The following is an 18,903-nucleotide window of genomic DNA, read 5'->3' as shown; positions in this document are numbered from 1 at the left end:
GGAGCCTCGTTTCGTGGTCGATGTTTTTGACGAAGTCGAAGAGCAGCTTCGGTCGGAGCGCTATCGCAGCCTGGCGGTGAAGTCGCTGCCCTGGGTGGCGGCGGCGACGGCGGCCGTGGTGATCGGCGTCGGCGGCTACTGGGGCTGGACCTCGTATCAGACGACCCAGGCCAACAAGGCCTCGGAAAGCTACCAGGCCGCGCTGGAAACCGCCCAGAAGCAAGGGCCGGACAAGGCTTTCGGCCAGTTCAAGACCGTCGCCGACACCGACGCCAAGGGCTACAAGGCCCTGGCTCTGCTGCAGATGGGCGATATCCGCCTGGAAGCCAACAAGACCGCCGAAGCGGTGGGTTATTTCGACGAAGCCGCCAAGGCCGCGCCGAATGTGCTGTTGGGTGACCTAGCCCGCCTCAAATCCGCCTTCGCCCTGATGGACACCGCCTCGTACAAGGACATCGAGTCGAGGTTGACGCCGTTGGCGGGGGAAAAGAGTCCGTATCGCGTCTACGCCAAGGAAGCCCTGGCGTTCGCGAAGCTGCAGGCCGGCGATCTGGCCGGCGCGCGCGCCGAATTCGTCATCCTGGCCAACTCGCTCGACACCAGCACGTCCGAAGACGTTCGCCAACGCGCCCAGGCGGCCATGCAATTGATCGACTCGGGCGCCGCCAAGGAACTAGGCGCGGCCGTGAAGGCCGCCGCCAAACTGCCCCCGATGCCTCCGATCGGCCAACCGCCGGCCGGCCTCGCGCCCGACGCCGCCGCCGCCCCCAACGCCACGCAATGAGCCGCCTGATGATCTCCAAGCGTTCCGTCGCCCTGGTCGCGCTGATGTCCGCGTCCATGGCCGTCACCGGCTGCTCGACGGTTTCGAAGCTCAATCCCTTTGGCGGCAAGGACAAGAACAAGTCCACGGCCAGCCAGGGGCAGCGGATCTCGATCATCGCCTTCGACCAGAAGGTCGAGGCCAATGAATCGCTGAAGGGCGCCGACTTCTTCCTGCCCGAACCCGTAGCCCAGACCGAATGGCGCCTGCCAGGCGGCAACGCCGAGCAGTCGATCGAGCATGTCGACGCGGGCAAGGGCTTCCAGATCGCCTGGAAGAAGGGTTTCGGCAAGAAGAGCGGGAAGAAGTTCCACGTCACCGCCCCGCCGGTATCCGCCGACGGCCGCATCTATGTGATGGACGGTGAAGCCGACGTCGTGGCCATCGACGCCAAGTCCGGCTCGCAGATCTGGCGCAAGGACCTGCGTCCGGCCGCCGGCCCCACCATCAAGGGCGGCTTCCTGGGCCTGATGCCCAAGAAGAACGACCGCCTGGGCTTCGGCGGCGGCGTCGCCGTCGGTCCGGACAACAAGCTCTATGTCGCCTCGGGCTTCCGCTTCGTGGCCCAGATCGACGCCGCGACCGGCAATCTGGGCTGGAGCCAGCAGACCTCGACGCCGATCCACGGCGCCCCGACCGTCGTCGACGGCCGCTTGTTCGTGGTCTCGACCGACAACGAACTGCTGACCTATTCCACCGAGAACGGCGCGCCAGGCTGGACCTACCAGGCCCTCAGCGAACCGGCTCGTATCCTGGCCGCCTCCAGCCCAGCCGTCAGCGGCGACACCGTGGTGGCCGGCTTCGCCTCGGGCGAACTGGTGGCCCTGCGCACCACCAACGGCAACGACCTGTGGAGCGAGGCCTTGAGCCGCGCCAGCCGCACGAACGCGCTGTCGGAAATCCGCGACATCCCGGGCCGCCCGGTGATCTACAAGGGCGACGTCTTCGCCGTCAGCCACTCGGGCGTGTTCGCCGCCACCGACCTGCGCACGGGCCAGGCCCGCTGGAGCCTGCCGGTGACCGCGATCACCACGCCGTGGGCCGCCGGCGACGTCGTCTTCGTCGTCGACAAGGCCGGCCAGGTTATCTGCGTCTCGCGCGAGAACGGCTCGGTCTACTGGATTCAGGACCTCAACAACACCGAGAGCCTGTCCAAGAAGCAGAAGAAGAAGCGCGCCAAGCATCCGATCCTGTGGTCGACCCCGATCCTGGCCAATGGTCGCCTGATCACGGTGTCCAGCACTGGTGAAGCCGTCGCCCTGAACGCCAAGACCGGCGCCAAGGAAAAGACCCTGAAGATCGGCGCCCCGGTTTTGCTGAACCCGATCGCGGTCGGCGACATGATCTACTTGGTGACGGACGAGGCCGAACTGGTCGCCATCCGATAACCAAAGCGGGTCCTTCCGGGCCCGTTCGACAACTTGAAATGCTCTTGAGCCCGGGTCCGCGAAAGCTGGCCCGGGCGTTCGCTTTTGCGAGAAGAGCGAAAATCGACTACTGGACGCCTATGCCTTTGAAACTCGCCATCGTCGGCCGCCCCAATGTGGGCAAGTCCACGCTGTTCAACCGTCTGGCCGGCAAGAAGCTGGCCATCGTCGACGACCAGCCGGGGGTCACCCGTGACCGCCGCTACGCCGACGGTCGCCTGGGCGACCTCGACCTGCACCTGATCGACACCGCCGGCTTCGAGGACGTCGCCGACGAGAGCCTGGAAGCGCGCATGCGCGCCCAGACCGAACTGGCGATCGAGGAAGCCGATCTCTCGCTGTTCATCTACGACGCCCGCGAAGGCGTGACGCCGCTGGACGAGGTGTTCGCCACGCTGCTGCGCCGTCGCGGCAAGCCGGTGATCATCGCCGCCAACAAGGCCGAGGGCAAAGCCGGCCAGTCGGGCATCGGCGAGGCCTACAAGCTGGGCCTGGGCGAGCCGATTCCGATCTCGGGCGAGCACGGCGAAGGCATGGCCGAGCTCTACGCCGCCATGCTGGAGGCCGTTCCCGAGGAGATGTACTCGGGCGAGGAGGACGACGAGGACAAGCCGATCCGGCTGGCCATCGTCGGCCGTCCGAACGCCGGCAAGTCCACGCTGATCAACCGCCTGATCGGCGAGCAGCGCCTGCTGACGGGGCCCGAGGCCGGCATCACCCGCGACTCGATCTCGGTCGACTGGATCTGGGGCGACAAGAAGGTCCGCCTGGTCGACACCGCCGGCCTGCGCAAGAAGGCCAAGGTGCAGGAGAAGCTGGAGAAGCTCTCCACCCAGGACACCATACGCGCCATCACCTTCGCCGAGGTCGTGGTGCTGGTGATGGACGCCACCCATCCGTTCGAGATCCAGGACCTGCAGATCGCCGACCTGACCGAGCGCGAGGGCCGGGCCCTGGTCTTCGTGCTGGCCAAGTGGGACCTGATCGAGGACCAGGCCGCGACCCTGGCCGCCTTCCGCGAGCACGCCGAGCGCATGCTGCCTCAGGTGCGCGGCGCGCCAGTGGTGGCGCTGTCGGGCGAGACCGGCAGCGGCGTCAACAAGCTGATGCCGGCCGTGCTGAAGATCCACAAGGACTGGTCGACCAAGGTCAAGACCCGCGACCTGAACGACTGGCTGCAGATGGCCATGCAGCGCCACCCGCCGCCCGCCGTCAGCGGCCGCCGCGTGAAGCCGAAATACATGGCCCAGACCAAGGCCCGTCCGCCGACCTTCGTGCTGTTCTCCAGCCGCGCCGACCAGATGCCCGACCACTATCGGCGCTATCTGATCAACTCCTTGCGTGAAAGCTTCGACCTGCCGGGGGTGCCGCTGCGCATCACCATCAAGTCGGGGGCCAACCCCTATGCCGACGGCGAGGCCAAGGGCCACAGCGGCCGGGGCAAGCGCGAGTTCGAACGCCGCGAGCGCGAGGAGGAACGCATCCGCGCCTCGCGCAACACGGTCAAGAAGTCCAAGCGCATCGCCGACGAAGCCGCCGCCAAGGCCGCGATCGAGGCGGGTCTGCCGGATCCGCGCGAGGCCAAGCCGGTCAAGAAGAAGGCTCCGGCTGGGCCTAAGGTCGCCGCGGCGCCCGTCGAAGGCGCGGTCGCGGCCGAACCCGGCAAGGCGGCCGTCAAGTCGGTCAAGAAGCTGGGCCCCAAGGTTCAGAAGAAGGTCTCGACCACGCCCAGCTACAAGGTCGGCGCCAAGTCGGCCGGCGGCAAGGCGGCGGGGCCCAAGCGCCCGACGGCCGGCTCGCGCACCGTGCGGGGTAATACGGGGCCGGGGCGCACCAAGCGCTGAGCCTAAACTTCGCCATACGCGTTTAGCTTCCTGAAGCTGAAGCGGAGGGATGGCGATGCGGGGCATGGGACTGGCGTTGGCGCTGGCCGCGCTGCCGGCGAGCGCGCTGGCGGCCGACTACAAGCCTGTCGTCTGCAAGAGCGCCGTGACCTATGCCGGTCCGCCGCTGCATGGGCCGGTCGCGCCGCCGCTGCTGGCCGAGGTTCCGAAGGCGGTGCTGGATCCCGAGACCGTCGCGCGGCTGGAGGCGGGGTTCCCGCAGGCCAAGGCCGCGACCAAGGCGCCGGCCATGACCGCCGCCGTTCTGATCCCTGGCAAGGGCGCGTGGGAACGCACCGATAGCGGCGAGCAGCCGCCGATGCTGTTCTGGGCCAGCGCGGGCAAGAGCCTGGTCGCCATCGTGACCCTGCAACTGGTCGAGGCCGGCAAGCTGAAGCTGGAGGATCCGATCGGCGAGTACGTCGCCGGCGTGCCCAACGGCGACGTGGTGACCATCCGCGACCTGCTGGCCCACACCGGCGGCCTGTTCAGCGCCAACGAGGACCTGAAGGCGAGGGCGGAGCACCGCGCCCATACCCTGGACGAGGACGTCAAGATCATTGCGCGCCACGGGGCCATGTCTTGTCCCGGAGAGCGCTGGCGCTACTCCAACACCGGCTACGCCCTGCTGGGCAAGGTGATCGAGACGGTCGACGGCCAGTCCTGGCAGGCGTCCATCGAAGCCCGGATCGTCAAGCCGTTGGGGCTGACGTCATTGCGGATGCTCGCCGATGGCGACAAGGCCGAGGACGTGGCCAAGCTGGTCTCGGCCAAGGAGGCGCCGATCGAGCCTGCCTGGGCCGGTCCGGCGGGACCCGCCGTGGGCTCGGCCGGCGACATGGCGCGAGTCTGGGCGGCGCTGCTGGGCGGCAAGCTGCTGAAGCAGGAGACGGTGCAGGCGATGTTCGGGAAGCTCTATCCGATGGCCGACGCCGGCGCCTTCTACGGCCTGGGCGCGATGGTCGTGGAGGTCCCGCGGCCGGACGGCGCCAAGAGCCTGTGGCTGGGCCATCTGGGCGGCGCGCCTGGCGCCAGCGCGGTCGTGGCCTATTCGGTGGGCGACGGTGTGATCGTGGCCGCCGCCCTGACCGGTGACGGCTCGGCGGCGGCCACGGCGAACCTGCTGCTAAGGCAGGTCCGCTCCCCCCACTAGAACTCTTCCCATTCTTTCGCCGGCGCGGCGGCCGTAGCGGCGCCGCCCGGACGGGCGAAGGTCTTGGCGCGCGGCGTGTGAACTGGGGCGCGGCTAGGCTCGGGACGCCGGGCCGGCGCATGGGCGCCGGTCTGGAAGCGCGACACCTGGCGAGCCAGGTCCTGGGCCTCGCCGCGCAGGGCGGCCGAGGAGGTGTTGGCCTGTTCGACCATGGCGGCGTTCTGCTGGGTGACCTGGTCCATCTGGTTCACCGCGGCGTTGACCTGGTTCAGGCCCGTGGCCTGTTCCGACGAGGACTCGGCGATCTCGCGGATCAGGCTGTTGATCTCGCCGACCTTGCTGACGATGCCGCTCAGCGCCGTGCCGGTGTCGCCGACCAGCTTCACGCCGCGCTCGACCTGGGCGGTCGAGTTGGCGATCAGGGTCTTGATCTCCTTGGCCGCGTCGGCCGAGCGTTGGGCCAGGGCCCGGACCTCTTGCGCGACGACCGCGAAGCCGCGACCGGCTTCACCGGCGCGGGCCGCCTCGACGCCCGCGTTCAGGGCCAGCAGGTTGGTCTGGAAGGCGATCTCGTCGATCACCCCGATGATGTTACCGATCTGGGACGAGGACTTCTCGATTTCGCCCATGGCCGTGATGGCCTGCTCGACGACCTCACCCGAACGGTCGGCGTCGGTGCTGGCGGCCGAGGCGGCGGCCGAGGCCTGCTTGGCGCCGTCGGCGCTGCGCTTGACCGTGGCGGTGATTTCGTCGAGCGCGGCGGCCGTCTCTTCCAGGCTGGCGGCCTGCTGCTCGGTGCGCTTGGACAGGTCGTTCGAGGCGCTGGCGATCTCGTTCGCGCCGCTCTCCATGCCGCTGGCCGATGCCGCGATCGCGCCCATCGCGTCGCGTAGGCTGTCGATGGCGGCGTTGAAGTCTTCCTTCAGCTGGGCGTAGCGGCCGTCGAAGCGGGCCTCGATGCGGGCGGTCAGGTCGCCGCGGGCCATGCGGCCCAGGCTGTCGGCCAGAACCGAAACGATGTGATCCTGTTCCTGGCGGAGCTCTTCGCGCTCAGCCTCGCCGCGGGCGCGTTCAGTCTCGATCGCGGTGATGTCCGAGGCGAACTTGATGACCTTCACGGGCTTGCCGTTCTTGTCGAAGACCGGATTGTAGGAGGCTTGGATCCAGATCTCGCGACCGCCCTTGCCGATGCGCTTGTACTTGCTGGCGAAGAACTCGCCGGCGTTCAGGCGGCGCCAGAATTCACGATAGTTTGGGCTCTCGGCCTCCGAGGCCTCGAGGAACAAGCTGTGCTTGCGGCCCTGGATCTCCGACAGGCTGTAGCCCAGCGTCTTCAGGAAGTTGTCGTTGGCCGTGATGATCGTGCCGTCGAGATTGAACTCGATGACCGCCTGCGAGCGTTGGATCGCGGCGACGACGCCTTCCAGGTCCGCGATGCGGCTCGTGTCACCGTTGTCACGGCCGCGAGAGAACAGCGCCATTTTGCAGACCTCAAGACACGGCGTCGTTGCCGTGCGGCAAGGTGTCGCGGCGCGAGGTTAGCGAGGGGTTAATTCGCGAGGGCGTTGCAAAACATTGTTCCCTCGATCAGCGTCAGGGTAGTATTTTTTACCAGAATACAACTTCAGAGGACATTTCTGTAACAATTCCAACCCCGAGGGAAAGGTACCGGTCTCAGGCGTCGAGGCTGGGTGATTCCTGACCGCGGTCCTTGAAGCGCGCGACACCCTTGGGCGGCGCGCGGTCGGGGCGGACCAGATCGACGACGAACGGGACGATGGTTTCCGGCGCCGGCACGGTCTTGGGATCCTCGCCTGGGAAGGCGCCGGCCCGCATGCGAGTGCGCATGGCGCCGGGGTCCACGCACAGGGCGCGGATGGGGGTGTTCTCGGTTTCGTCGGCATAGACGTCGACAATGGCCTCGAGCGCCGCCTTGGTCGCCGCATAAGCGCCCCAGAAGGCCGGGCGGCTCTTGGCCACGCTGCTGGAGAAGAACAGGACCCGGCCGGCGTCCGACGCGCGCAGCAGCGGGTCCATGGCGCGGATCAGGCGCCAGTTGGCCGTCAGGTTGGTGGACAGGATCATGTCCCAGCCCTTGGGCTCCAGGTGGCTGACGGGGGTGAGGGGGCCCAGGAGACCCGCCGCGCCGACCACGATGTCCAGCTTGCCCCAGCGTTGGTGGATGGCCGCTCCCAGATGGTCCAGGCCGTCGGGCTCGCGCAGGTCCAGCGGGACGAGGGTGGCGCGCTCGCCGGTCGCTTCCAGGATGGCGTCGTCCAGGGCTTCCAGCGCGCCTTGCGTGCGGCCGACGGCGATCACGTGGGCTCCGGCCTTGGCCAGGCCCAGGGCGACCGCTTCGCCGATGCCGCGCGTTGCGCCCGTGACGAGGGCGATGCGGCCGGCCAGCGGCTGTTGAGAGTCGGAAGTCATGGGCGGGTTCTTAGAGCAGGGAAGGGCGTACGGAAACCGGCCGAAGCCCTTAAGCTTCCATGTCGCGTTCGGCGGCCTTGGTGGCGTAGTGCTGGGCGATGACCGAGCAGGCCATCAGCTGGATCTGGTGGAAGATCATCAGCGGCAGGACGATGATCCCGGCCGTCGGTCCCGGGAACAGAATACCCGCCATCGGCACGCCGGTGGCCAGGCTCTTCTTTGAGCCGCAGAAGGTGATGGCCCGCTCGTCCTCGGGCGAGAACCCAAGTGCGCGGGCGCCGAAGGTGGTGGCGGCCAGGACGATGGCCAGCAACACGCCGCAGACCAGCAGCAGCAGCACCAGTTGCAACGGCGAGATCTTGTGCCAGATGCCGCCGACAACGGCCTCGCTGAAGGCTGAATAGACGACCAGCAGGATCGAGCCTCGGTCGACATAGCCGATCAGCTTCTTGTGTCGTTCGATCCACGCGCCGACCAGCGGGCGGGCCAGCTGGCCAAGGATGAACGGCAGCAGCAGCTGGACGACGATGTCCTGCACGGACTTCCAGCCGCCGGCCGCGCCGCCTTGGGTGTGCATCAGCAGGCCCACCAGCACCGGCGTGATGAAGATGCCGAACAGGTTCGAGGCCGAGGCGGCCACGACGGCGGCGGCGACATTGCCGCGGGCCATCGAGGTGAAGGCGATCGACGACTGCACGGTCGAGGGCAGGCAGCACAGGAACAGAACCCCCGCCGCCAGGGTCGGGGGCAGGACGCCGACCTTGCTGATGACCAGGCCCAGGACCGGGAACATCAAGAAGGTGAAGGCCAGGATCAGCAGGTGCAGCCGCCAATGGGTGACGCCCGCGATGACGTTCTCGCGCGACAGCTTGGCGCCGTGCAGGAAGAACAGCAGGGCGATGGCCAGCTTGACGATCAGCGACAGGCCGTGCGCCGCCTCGCCGCGCACCGGCAGGATCGAGGCCAGCACGACCATGCCGAACAGCGCGATGACGTAAGGCTCGATCTTCAGCTTATCGAGCAGGCTCTTGAAACCCATGGACTAATCCTCGTCCCGCCAGTCCTTGATCTAGACCGTGGGGGACGAGGGATATGTCACGCGCTGACCAGCAGCGAAAGCTGCTTGTCGTTGGTTTCGTTGCGGCCTTCGGCGATCTCGCGGTCCGTCAGGCGGGTAGGATAGTCGCCGGTGAAGTAGTGGTCGGTGAACTGCGGGGCGGCCGGGTCGCGGGGACCGGCTTCCAGGGCGTCGTACAGGCCTTCGACCGACAGGAAGCCCAGGCTGTCCACTTCCAGGAACTTGGCCATTTCTTCCAGCGATTTGTTGGCCGCCAGCAGCTGTTCGCGCTCGGGCATGTCGATGCCGTAGAAGTCGGGCCACTTGATCGGCGGGCTGGCCGAGCGGAGGTGGACCTCCTTGGCGCCGGCTTCGCGGACCATGCGGACGATCTTCAGCGAGGTGGTGCCGCGCACGATCGAGTCGTCGATCAGCACCACGCGCTTGCCGGCCAGCACGGCGCGGTTGGGGCTGTGCTTCATGCGCACGCCCAGTTCGCGGACGCCTTGGGTCGGCTGGATGAAGGTGCGGCCCACATAGTGGTTGCGGATGATGCCCATTTCGAACGGGATGCCGCTCTCCTGGGCGAAGCCCAGGGCCGCTGGCACGCCCGAGTCCGGCACCGGCACCACGACGTCGGCCTCGATGCCGGTTTCCTTGGCCAGGTTGCGGCCCATGCGCTTGCGCACGCCATAGACCGAGCGGCCATTCACGACGCTGTCAGGACGGGCGAAATAGACATATTCGAACACGCAGGGACGCGCGGCCTGGGTCTGGAATGGCTTGGTCGAGGTGATGCCGGTCTCTTCGATCACCACCATTTCGCCATGCTCGATATCACGCACGAAGCGGGCGCCGATCATGTCGAGGGCGCAGGTTTCCGAGGCCAGGACCGGCTTGCCGTCCAGGTCGCCCAGCACCAGCGGGCGGATGCCCAGCGGGTCGCGCAGGCCGATCATCTTCTTGTTGGTGATCGCCACCAGGGCGTAGCCGCCTTCGATCTGGCCGACGGCGTCGACGAACCGGTCGACGATCTTGGCCTTCCGCGAGCGGGCGATCAGGTGAAGGATCACTTCCGAGTCCGAGGTCGACTGGAAGATCGCGCCTTCCTGGACCAGACGCTCGCGCAGGGTCAGGAAGTTGGTCAGGTTGCCGTTGTGGGCGATGGCCACGCCGCCGGTCTCGAGATCGGCGAACATCGGCTGAACGTTGCGGATGCCCGCGCCGCCGGCCGTGGAATAGCGGGTGTGACCGATGGCCAGGGCACCAGGCAGGCGCTGGACGAGGTCGGCGCCAGTGAAGGCGTCGCCGACGTGGCCCATGTGGCGTTCGGTGTGGAAACGGTTGCCGTCGAAGGCGGCGATGCCGCAGGCTTCCTGACCGCGGTGCTGCAGGGCGTGCAGGCCCAAGGCCGCGATCGCCGCCGCGTCACGGACGCCGAACACGCCGAACACGCCGCACTCCAGGCGCAGCGTATCGTCCTCGGGGTCACGTACAGGAGAAGAGGAATAGCGGTCGGTCGATTGGCCCAGGAAGGTCATCGCGATTTCTCCACCAGGTCGTCGAGCTTGCGACGCTGGTCATCATCATAGCCTTTTCCGGACGACTTCTCGCCGGACGTATTGTCGCCGCCCTCATTGGCCCCATCATGGACGGCGTCCTTGATCGCGGGGGCCAGCTTGCCGGCCAGCGCCTTGCCCTTGGGCGCGAAAACCTTCAGCACTTGGCCGCTGGCTTCGGACAGAGGGTAGAACATCGAGTCTTCCACCCAGCGCGGCATGCGGTCCGGCGGGGTGGCCAGGTGCAGCAGCAGGTTGAAGACGCCCAGGATCACGCAGGCGCGGATCACGCCGAAAGTCGCGCCGACCGCGCGGTCCAGCGCGCCGGCCGAGGTCTCGTGCAGATTGGCGGTCAGGCGGCCGCCGATCAGGCGGAAGATCAGGAAGAAGACCACGAACACCACGAGGACCGCGGCGGCGGTAGCCGCCCAGTCGGGATCCATGAGCTTGCGGAAGATCGGGCCGCTGATGCGCAGGCCGAGCAGGGCGATGGCGGCGGCGAAGATGAACGACAGCGCCGAGGTCAGCTCGCGCGAGGCCCCGCGAATCCAGCCGGTGACGCCAGAGACCAGCAGCAGAAGGCCGGCGATGATGTCGAAAGGCGTCACGTCAGGCTCGTCCAGATCTCGTCGCCGATGCGGCGTACGGCGTCGGCCACGCGGGCGACCCCCGCGACCGGCAAGGCTCCGCCGCCTTCAGGGAGGCCCGAGAGCGGTCCGAGCGCCCGGCCAAATCCCAGTTTCGCGGCTTCCTTCAAACGCGTCTCCATCCGGCTGACGGGCCGTACTTCACCCGACAGGCTGAGTTCGCCGAACACGACGCAGTCCTGGGGCAGGGCGACGTCCAGGGCGGAGGAGGCCAGGGCCGCCGCCGCCGCGAGATCGGCCGCCGGCTCCGTGATCCGGAGGCCGCCAGCGACGTTCAGATAGACGTCCTTGTCGCCAAAACCAAGGCCGCATCGGGATTCCAGGATCGCCAGCACCATGGCCAGGCGTCCAGAGTCCCAGCCAACGACGGCGCGACGCGGTGTTCCGTACGCGGAAGCCGCGACCAGGGCCTGGAACTCCACCAGGACGGGCCGCGAGCCCTCGATGCCGGCGAACACCGCCGCGCCCGCCGCGCGCTCGCCGCCTTCGTTCAGAAACAGGGCCGAGGGGTTCTTGACCTCGCGCAGGCCGACGTCGCCCATCTCGAAGACGCCGATTTCGTCGGTGGCCCCGAAGCGGTTCTTGGCCCCGCGCAGGATGCGGAACGGGTAGCCGCGCTCGCCCTCGAAGGCCAGCACCGCGTCGACCAAGTGCTCGACCACGCGCGGGCCGGCGATCTGGCCGTCCTTGGTGACGTGGCCGACCAGCAGGATCGCCACGCCCTTCTTCTTGGCCAGGCGCACCAGCTCGGTGGCGCAGGCGCGCACCTGGGTGACGGTGCCGGGGCCCGCCTCGTGGGCGTCGCTCCACATCGTCTGGATCGAGTCGATGACAACCAGATCGAAGTTGTCGCGCTTCAGGCCATCGAGAATGTCGCGCAGCGAGGTCTCGGCGGCCAGACTGACATTGGCCTTCGCCAAGCCCATGCGGTCGGCGCGGCCCCGGATCTGCTCGACGGCTTCCTCGCCGGAGATATAGGCGCAGGAAACGCCACGCAGGGCGGCGCTGGCGCACACCTGCAGCAGCAGTGTGGACTTGCCGACGCCCGGGTCGCCGCCGATCAGGATGGCCGAGCCCGGCACCACGCCGCCGCCGCAAACCCGGTCGAACTCGTCGACCCCGGTCATGATGCGCGGCGGCGGGGCGGTGTCGCTCTCCAGTCCCGTGAACTGCAGGCCGCGCACGCGGGTCGCCTTGGTGGACGCCAGGGCGCCGGGCGGCCTGGCGCCGACCTCTTCGGCCAGGGTGTTCCAACTTTGGCAGGCGGGACACTGTCCGGACCACTTGGTCTGGACCGCGCCGCAGGACTGGCAGGCGTAGACGGCGCCGTCGCGGGCCATGAGGTCTCCTGATTCTCGGATGATCGCAGACTACAGGCTGGCGGGCCGCTGCGCCAAAGCCGGACGCAGCCAAGCTGTGGGTCGATGCGTTTGGGATCCAGGCGATCGAGGAGCGGTACGATGTGGAGCAAGGCCCTGTGCGCGGCGATCCTGGCGACGGCCGCCCTGACGGCTTGCGGTCGCGCCCAGCCGAAGGACCCGGACGCTTCCGCCCGCGTCGAGGTGAATGGCGGCGAGGTCACGGTAGGTCAGCTGCAAAAGGAATCCGCCCGCGCCGAGACGGCGGCGGCGAAAGGGACCCGGCCGCTGGCGCCGGCCAGCCTGCCGGCCTTGCTGCCGGCGACGGTCGGCGGCTTCGCCCGCGCCGATGTGAAGAGCAAGGCCGGGACGGAAGCCGGCATGACCACGGTCAGCGCCCGCTACGTCAAGGGCGACGCGGCTTTCACGCTGGAGGTCGTCGATCTGGGCGCCATCGGTTCGGTCGGGGCCAGCGACGACGCGCGCGGATCCCAGACCACCCGCCGCTCGGCCACCGGCTACGAGAGTGTGACGACGGCCGCCGGCCGCACCGTCACCGAGCAGTGGGACGACGCGGCCAAGTCGGGCCGCTACGCCGTGGTCGCCGCCGACCGCTACAGCATCGCGGCCGAGGGGGCGGCAGGCAGCGCGGCGGTGCTGAAGGCCGCCGTCGAGACCGTCACCGCCGCGCGGCTGCGGGCCCTAGCCGTTCGCTAGAATGCCTACTGGCTGACGATCACCTTCTCGACGCCCAGGCCGATCCGGCGCGGGTCTTCCGTTGCGGGCATCGGGGCGCCGATCGTGTATTCGAGGGTCAGGGGCTCACCCGGCTTGACCAGATCGGCGGGGATGCTGACGCGGTAGGGACGCCAGTTGGCCTTCTCGACGTTCCAGGTGACCAGCTTGCGGCCCTTCACGGTCACCTCGATCTTCTGCATCACCTCGGGCGGCTTGTTGAAGCTCATGGCGTGCAGCTCGACGATCAGCGGCGCGCCAGGCGCGGCCGTCGGGACGTTGATGGTCATGACCGAGTTCGGACCACTGGACCACACGCCCTTCGGATCAGGGGCCGACCAACCGGAGACCAGTTCCGACTTGCTGACGCCCTGGTCGAAGTTGACCTGGGTCAGCACACGGCCGCCGTTGGGCACATAGGGCGCGATCTCGGTCAGACCAGGAACCTTGTCCAGGCCGTGGCCGCAGATCAGGCCGCGCAGGAAGCGGTGGCAATCGTTGCGCTGGGTGAAGCGGCCATAGTCGGCGCCGGCGCTTTCTTCCATGACCACGGTGATGCGCGGATCGCCCGGCGCGGCGACCTTGAAGGCGTCCTCGGGCGTCTTGCACTCCGTACCCTGGCCGCGCGCGGTCGAAGCGCCGTTCGACGTGCCGCCGGTGCGCACGGCCACCAGGGTCAGCTGGGTGATCTCCATGCGGTCGATATTGTCGGTGGCGCAGAAGTAGATTGGCGCGAACACCCAGGGGCGGTTGCGCAGCGCCGGCGCCCTGTCCAGATCCAGCGGATGGAACGACGGGGCGGGCTCGCTGAAGGTGTGGCGCACGCCCGCGCGCATCTCGGCGCTGTCGGCCCACTGCAGGCCGATGGCGGCCACGACGATCACCAGCAGGGTCCCGGGCCTGGCGTGGCGACCGATCTGGCCGATCGAGACCGCGATCAGCAGGTAGGCCGCGCTCCAGAACAGGCGGCCATGGGCGCGGAACAGGCTCAGCCATTCGAAGACGCCCGCCAGCTTAGGACCGGTGAACAGCAGGCGCTGGGCCAGGTACGGATTGGGGCCGATCGCCCACAGGGTCAGCACGACCATGGCCAGGGTCAGGGGCAGCCAGCGGCGCATCCAGTCGCCGGCCGGCGTCGACAGCCAGCCGTGCCGGGCCGACAGCAGGATCCCCGCGGCCAGGGTCAGCAGCACGCCCGCGCCCAGATAGTTATAGCCCTCGAACCATTGGCCGCCATTGGGGTCCAGAGTCTGGGCGAACCAGCCGCCCTCGAACGTCTGGCCGAACAGCGCCGAGCCCTGCGGCAGCAGCGGACCCAGGATGTTCATCGAATAGAAGCCGATCGGGCTTTTTCCCCCGCCCACGCCCTGGCCCATGCCGTAGCCCAGCAGAACGACCGTCAGCACCATGGCGATGAGGACCAGGCTCGAGGCCTTGGCGACGTTCAGCAGGGCTCTCGGGCGGCGCTGGGCCAACTCTGACGCGGCGGCTGCGGCGAAGGCCAGGCCGACCGGCGGCAGGTGATAGGCGTGGAGACCGAGCGCCAGGGCGACCAGGCCCGCGAAGGCGCCGGCGTGGCGCGGGCTAAGCCCGTTGCGGGCGCTGTCGACCGACGTCGCCAGGGCCAGGATGATCACGAAATGACCGGTGAGGGCCACGTGGCCGTGCCGCATCAGGAAGGCGGGCAACAGCAGGGCCAGGATCGCGCCGGTCACCTGCAGGGCGACCTGGCGCACGCCGCAGGCGCGCAGCAGCAGGACCATGGCCAGGGGTTGCAGGGCGTAGGCCAAAAGGAAGAACAGGCCCAGACCGTTCAGCAGTTTCCACAGGCCGGTCAGCTTCAGCCCGATCGTCATCCACGGAATACTGTCGGTGTAGACGGTCGAGAGCGAGGTCGGCGCCAGCAGCCGGTCGGTGGCAACCAGCGGGAAGCGCCAGTCGTCGCGGAACACGGCTTCCTGGCCCGCCAGCATGGCGGCCATGTCGTTATGCGGCGCGCGCCAGAACGGTGCGTGGGCGCCGACCAGCGGGAAGCCGAACAGTTGGCCGAACAGCAGAAGGCCGATGACGGCGACCGTCAGCGCGACCCAGCATGTCTTGGCTTCCAGGCGAGCGACGGTCAGCGCGGCGCGCTTGGCCCTCTCGAAAACTTGCCCCATCGGTACGCTCCCCCAAGAACGTCCCCCAAAGACGTCCGGACGAGGTCGCCGCCATCCCAGGCTGAGCGCCCCGTCGCTCTACAGCTTCACATAGCGACGCGTCGCGCGCAGCGTCAATCGGGTCAGCAGTTCGTAGGCCGAGGTGCCAGCCGCGCGGGCGGCCTCGTCGATCGGCAGGTTGGCGCCGAACAGTTCGATCATCGCTCCGGGGCGAGCCGCGTCGCAGTCGGTGATCTCGACGGCGATAAGGTCCATCGAGACGCGGCCCAGGAGGCGCCGGCGCGCGCCGTCGAACCAGGCCTGGCCGTTCGGGTGGCTGGCGCGCGGCACCCCGTCGGCATAGCCCGACGCGACGACGGCCACGCGGGTGGTGTCGGGCGCGGTCCAGTCGGCGCCGTAGCCGACGGTCTCACCCCGCGGCACGACTCGGACCTGCAGGATGGGCGCTTCCACCGTGGCGACGGCGCGGATCTCGGGATGCGGAACGCCTTCGGGCCCGCCGCCATAAAGACTGATGCCCGGCCGCGCCTGGTCGAAACGGTAGGCCTCGCCCAGGAACAGACCGGCGGAATTGGAGAGGCTGCGCCGTGCGTTCGGCAGCAGGGCGGTGACCTCCTGAAAACGCTCCAGCTGAGCCTGGTTCAGCGGATGCGAGGGGGTGTCGGCGCAGGCCAGGTGGCTGATGACCAGGTCGAGGTCCAGGCGCTTGAGGCGATCGGTCGCCCCAACCAGCACCTTCACCTCCTCGGGGCGCAGGCCCAGGCGGTTCATGCCGGTGTCGACATGCAGCGCCGCCTTCAGCCGGCCCGAGCGCGCCTGGGCGTTCCAGGCCTCGATCTGCGGCAGGCTGTTGAGTACGGGGACGAGGTTCGCGCCCTCCAGCGTATCGCCCGAGCCCGGCGTGGCGCCATCCAGGACGTAGATCGTCGCCTCGCGATCGCCCAGCGCCTGGCGCAGGGCCACGCCTTCGGACAGGCGGGCGACATAGAAGCTCCGCGCGCCCTCGGCCCACAGACGGTCGGCGATCCTTCCCGCGCCCAGGCCATAGCCGTCGGCCTTCACCGCCGGCGCCAGTTCCACGCCGCCGGCGCGCTGGCTCAGGGCCGCGTGGTTGGCGGCCAGGGCGTCGAGGTCGAGGGTCAGGCGGGCTTCGGTCACAGGGCTTCGCGTAGCGGACGCGGCCTTCGGGTTCAACGGTCTAACCGTGGTGCGTGGTCATGAACTTGGCCACCAGGCTCTCCGCGCCCGAGGCTATGATCTGGACGCCGATGCACAGCAGCAGGAAGGCGACCAGTCGCGACAGGACGCGGGCGCCGGACGGGCCCAGCAGGCGCATGACGCGGCCCGAGGCGCTGTAGAACAGCCAGACCATCACCGCCACCAGCGCCGCGGCCAGGCCCGCGCCGAGGAAGAACGGAGCCACGGCCGCGCCCTCGGTGGGACGCTGGGAGGAGAGGGCGATGGCCACGGAGATCGAGCCGGGGCCGGTCGTGAACGGCATGGTCAGCGGGAAGAACGCCACGTCCTCGTGGGTCTGGGCCGACTCGGTCTGGCTGGCCTTGCGGTCCTCGTGCTCCTGCGGATCCATCAACAGGCCCCAGGCGCGGATCGCCACGACCAGCCCGCCGGCCACCCGCAGGGCGCCCAGGCTGACGCCGAAGAAGTTCAGGATGTAGCCGCCCAGCAGCAGCGAGCCCAGCAGCACCAGGAAGGCGTAGAAGCCGATCCGCCGCGCCAGCTTGCGTCGCTCGTCGCGGCTGCGGCCACCCATGGCCTGGTCGAAGATCAGCGAGGCCCCGACCGGATTGACGATCGAGAACAGCGCCGGAAACGCCAGCAGGAAGGCGCCGACCAGGCTGGAGGTGGGCAGGGGGCTGAAGTCCATGTGACTCGTCGAGCTGAAGGGCGAGGCGTGGACGGTGGCTCAAACACCCGACCTTGTCATCTTGGCCGCTACTCGTCCGACGGAATGTTCCGCGCCTGGGCGAAGTAGTGGTCGCGGGCCAGGTTGCCGAAGCGGGTGGTGTCGCTGTTGAACGACAGGCGGACGGTGCCGATGGGACCGTGACGCTGCTTGGCGATGATCACCTCGGCCAGACCGTGCAGGCGGTCCATCTCTTCCTGCCAGGTCAGGTGCTCGGGCGTGCCTTCGCGCGGCTCGGCGCGGCCGACATAGTAGGCCTCGCGATACACGAACCACACCATGTCGGCGTCCTGTTCGATCGAGCCCGATTCCCGAAGGTCGGAGAGCTGGGGCCGCTTGTCGTCGCGCTGTTCGACCTGACGCGACAGCTGCGAGAGGGCGATGACGGGGCAGGCCAGTTCCTTGGCCAGGGCCTTGAGGCCCATGGTGATCTGCGAGACTTCCTGCACGCGGCTGGCGTTGGACGACAGGTCCGAGCCGGTGACCAGCTGGAGGTAGTCGACCACGACCAGGTCCAGGCCGTGCTGGCGCTTGAGGCGACGGGCCCGGGCGGTCAGCTTGGCGATCGAGATACCACCGGTGGCGTCGATGAAGAGGGGCGCTTCCTGCAGCTCCATGGCCGCGTCGCGGACGCGCCCGAACTCCGAGGCGTCGATCTCGCCCTTGCGCAGCTTGTCGCCCGACACGCCGGACGCGTCGGCCAGCATACGCAGGGCCAACTGCTCGGCGCTCATTTCCAGCGAGTAGAAGGCCACGACGCCGCCCTGGACGGTCTTCTTGGTCCCGTCAGGCTGGATCTCGTAGGCGTACTTCTTGGCGATGTTGAAGGCGATGTTGGTCGCCAGCGCGGTCTTGCCCATCGACGGACGACCGGCCAGGACGATCAAGTCGGAAGGGTGCAGGCCGCCGATCTTCTGGTCGAGATCGATCAGGTCGGTCGAGACGCCCGACATGCCGCCTTCGCGGCTGTAGGCCTCGGCGGTCATCTCGACGGCGCCGCGCAGGGCGTCGCCGAACGACACGAAGCCCGACGAGGCGGTGCCGCTTTCGGCCAGGCTGTAGAGCTGCTGCTCGGCCGCTTCGATCTGGTCGCGGGCGGGTTTCTTCTCTTCGTCCTTGCCGATGCCGCTGTGGGCGGTCGTGGCGATGTCGCCGCCAATGCGGATCAGCTCGCGGCGCAGGGAGAGGTCGAAGATCACGCGGGCGTAGTCGCCGACATTGGCCGCCGGCGGGGCGCGGTCGACCAGGTCGGCCAGGTAGCGCAGGCCGCCCAACTCCTCGAACGCGGCGTCCTTCTTGAACTCGTCGGCCAGCAGGATCGGCTCGGCCAGCTGGCCCTTGCGGACGTGGGTCTCGATCGACTGGAACAGCCGCTGGTGGAAGGGCTCGTAGAAGCAGCGCGCCTGCAGGCTGTCGGTCAGCCGCTCATAGGCGGCGTTGTCATAGAGCAGCACCCCGAGCAGCGCCTGCTCGGCTTCCATGTTGTGGGGAGCCACGTTGATGACGGGCTCGGGAAGGTGGGGAGGGACGAGGTCGAGCGCGGGCACGAGAGACATCGGGGGATATTAACGCCAGGCGATTTTTGACGCCCGTCCCGATGACCCAAAGCGGTCAGATGAACGGGGATGTTCTATGTATGTTTTGACGGCCTTTACGTCAGAAGCGGACGTTTGTGTCCAGACCGTGCGCTTGCACTTTTATCCACGAAAAAGGCCCGGAGATCGCTCTCCGGGCCCAAACGTTTGCGC

At 68.4% G+C, this 18,903-nt stretch carries 14 protein-coding genes and 1 pseudogene; 5 read left to right on the top strand and 10 right to left on the bottom strand.

Translation table 11 applies throughout. The features are described 5' to 3' along the window. Positions 1 to 13: 13 nt before the first annotated feature. The 4 genes from ACW173_RS20495 (at position 14) to ACW173_RS20480 (ending at position 5,286) form a co-directional block, all read left to right on the top strand. Positions 14 to 784: a tetratricopeptide repeat protein gene (locus ACW173_RS20495; RefSeq protein ID WP_492081907.1), complete on the top strand. Its 771-nt coding sequence runs from the start codon at positions 14 to 16 to the stop codon at positions 782 to 784. Next, positions 781 to 2,211 (top strand): PQQ-like beta-propeller repeat protein, encoded by a 1,431-nt coding sequence (locus tag ACW173_RS20490; RefSeq protein WP_492081906.1) that lies wholly within the window; start codon positions 781 to 783, stop codon positions 2,209 to 2,211. The genes ACW173_RS20495 and ACW173_RS20490 overlap by 4 nt, the downstream gene beginning before the upstream one ends. A gap of 119 nt (positions 2,212 to 2,330) precedes the next feature. Further along, positions 2,331 to 4,094, top strand: coding sequence for a ribosome biogenesis GTPase Der (gene der / locus ACW173_RS20485; RefSeq protein ID WP_492081905.1), 1,764 nt, complete (start codon positions 2,331 to 2,333; stop codon positions 4,092 to 4,094). 55 nt (positions 4,095 to 4,149) lie between these two features. Continuing rightward, positions 4,150 to 5,286, top strand: a complete 1,137-nt coding sequence (locus ACW173_RS20480; RefSeq protein WP_492081904.1) for a serine hydrolase domain-containing protein — start codon at positions 4,150 to 4,152, stop codon at positions 5,284 to 5,286. On the opposite strand, the gene ACW173_RS20475 is transcribed toward ACW173_RS20480, so the two are convergent. The 6 genes and pseudogenes from ACW173_RS20475 to radA all read right to left on the bottom strand — a co-directional run bounded on the left by ACW173_RS20475 (position 5,283) and on the right by radA (position 12,319). After that, entirely contained in the window at positions 5,283 to 6,767 is a 1,485-nt protein-coding gene (locus ACW173_RS20475; RefSeq protein WP_492081903.1) for a methyl-accepting chemotaxis protein, read from the bottom strand. The genes ACW173_RS20480 and ACW173_RS20475 overlap by 4 nt on opposite strands. A gap of 193 nt (positions 6,768 to 6,960) precedes the next feature. After that, on the bottom strand, positions 6,961 to 7,716 hold the full coding sequence (locus ACW173_RS20470; protein ID WP_492081902.1) for an SDR family NAD(P)-dependent oxidoreductase: 756 nt from the start codon (positions 7,714 to 7,716) through the stop codon (positions 6,961 to 6,963). Between the two features lie 49 nt (positions 7,717 to 7,765). Continuing rightward, a pseudogene (locus ACW173_RS20465) lies at positions 7,766 to 8,808 on the bottom strand (bile acid:sodium symporter family protein). A 3-nt stretch (positions 8,809 to 8,811) separates the two neighbouring features. Further along, complete coding sequence (purF, locus tag ACW173_RS20460) at positions 8,812 to 10,314, bottom strand: amidophosphoribosyltransferase (protein WP_492081901.1); 1,503 nt, start codon at positions 10,312 to 10,314, stop codon at positions 8,812 to 8,814. Beyond that, entirely contained in the window at positions 10,311 to 10,940 is a 630-nt protein-coding gene (locus ACW173_RS20455; protein ID WP_492081900.1) for a CvpA family protein, read from the bottom strand. Before ACW173_RS20455 ends, purF begins: the two co-directional genes overlap by 4 nt. Further along, positions 10,937 to 12,319, bottom strand: a complete 1,383-nt coding sequence (gene radA / locus ACW173_RS20450) for a DNA repair protein RadA (protein ID WP_492081899.1) — start codon at positions 12,317 to 12,319, stop codon at positions 10,937 to 10,939. The genes ACW173_RS20455 and radA overlap by 4 nt, the downstream gene beginning before the upstream one ends. A 120-nt stretch (positions 12,320 to 12,439) precedes the next feature. Here radA and ACW173_RS20445 point away from each other — a divergent pair, with 120 nt between their 5' ends. Continuing rightward, the gene (locus ACW173_RS20445) at positions 12,440 to 13,054 is read left to right on the top strand and encodes a hypothetical protein (protein WP_492081898.1); all 615 of its coding nucleotides are present in this window, start codon (positions 12,440 to 12,442) and stop codon (positions 13,052 to 13,054) included. Positions 13,055 to 13,059: 5 nt separating this feature from the next. On the opposite strand, the gene ACW173_RS20440 is transcribed toward ACW173_RS20445, so the two are convergent. The 4 genes from ACW173_RS20440 to ACW173_RS20425 form a co-directional block, all read right to left on the bottom strand. Then, positions 13,060 to 15,231 (bottom strand): DUF6311 domain-containing protein, encoded by a 2,172-nt coding sequence (locus tag ACW173_RS20440; protein WP_492081897.1) that lies wholly within the window; start codon positions 15,229 to 15,231, stop codon positions 13,060 to 13,062. Positions 15,232 to 15,309: 78 nt separating this feature from the next. After that, the gene (gene alr / locus ACW173_RS20435; RefSeq protein ID WP_492081896.1) at positions 15,310 to 16,389 is read right to left on the bottom strand and encodes an alanine racemase; all 1,080 of its coding nucleotides are present in this window, start codon (positions 16,387 to 16,389) and stop codon (positions 15,310 to 15,312) included. Between the two features lie 40 nt (positions 16,390 to 16,429). Next, a complete protein-coding gene (locus ACW173_RS20430) occupies positions 16,430 to 17,116 on the bottom strand; it encodes a MarC family protein (RefSeq protein ID WP_492081895.1) in 687 nt (228 codons plus the stop codon). Positions 17,117 to 17,184: 68 nt separating this feature from the next. Continuing rightward, positions 17,185 to 18,711, bottom strand: a complete 1,527-nt coding sequence (locus ACW173_RS20425) for a replicative DNA helicase (protein ID WP_492081894.1) — start codon at positions 18,709 to 18,711, stop codon at positions 17,185 to 17,187. Between the last annotated feature and the right edge of the window lie 192 nt (positions 18,712 to 18,903).

The organism is Caulobacter sp. ALps2, from assembly GCF_058681635.1.
The sequence above is the reverse complement of the archived record's forward strand: the minus strand, read 5'-3'. Positions and strand labels throughout refer to the sequence as shown.

Bases quoted from the DNA above. Each gene is read 5' to 3' on its own strand.
- ACW173_RS20480 (WP_492081904.1), top strand. From the start codon at position 4,150: ATGCGGGGCATGGGACTGGCGTTGGCGCTGGCCGCGCTGCCGGCGAGC.
- ACW173_RS20440 (WP_492081897.1), bottom strand. From the start codon at position 15,231: ATGGGGCAAGTTTTCGAGAGGGCCAAGCGCGCCGCGCTGACCGTCGCT.
- ACW173_RS20475 (WP_492081903.1), bottom strand. From the start codon at position 6,767: ATGGCGCTGTTCTCTCGCGGCCGTGACAACGGTGACACGAGCCGCATC.
- ACW173_RS20470 (WP_492081902.1), bottom strand. From the start codon at position 7,716: ATGACTTCCGACTCTCAACAGCCGCTGGCCGGCCGCATCGCCCTCGTC.
- ACW173_RS20430 (WP_492081895.1), bottom strand. From the start codon at position 17,116: ATGGACTTCAGCCCCCTGCCCACCTCCAGCCTGGTCGGCGCCTTCCTG.
- ACW173_RS20445 (WP_492081898.1), top strand. From the start codon at position 12,440: ATGTGGAGCAAGGCCCTGTGCGCGGCGATCCTGGCGACGGCCGCCCTG.
- der (WP_492081905.1), top strand. From the start codon at position 2,331: ATGCCTTTGAAACTCGCCATCGTCGGCCGCCCCAATGTGGGCAAGTCC.
- purF (WP_492081901.1), bottom strand. From the start codon at position 10,314: ATGACCTTCCTGGGCCAATCGACCGACCGCTATTCCTCTTCTCCTGTA.
- radA (WP_492081899.1), bottom strand. From the start codon at position 12,319: ATGGCCCGCGACGGCGCCGTCTACGCCTGCCAGTCCTGCGGCGCGGTC.
- ACW173_RS20490 (WP_492081906.1), top strand. From the start codon at position 781: ATGAGCCGCCTGATGATCTCCAAGCGTTCCGTCGCCCTGGTCGCGCTG.
- ACW173_RS20425 (WP_492081894.1), bottom strand. From the start codon at position 18,711: ATGTCTCTCGTGCCCGCGCTCGACCTCGTCCCTCCCCACCTTCCCGAG.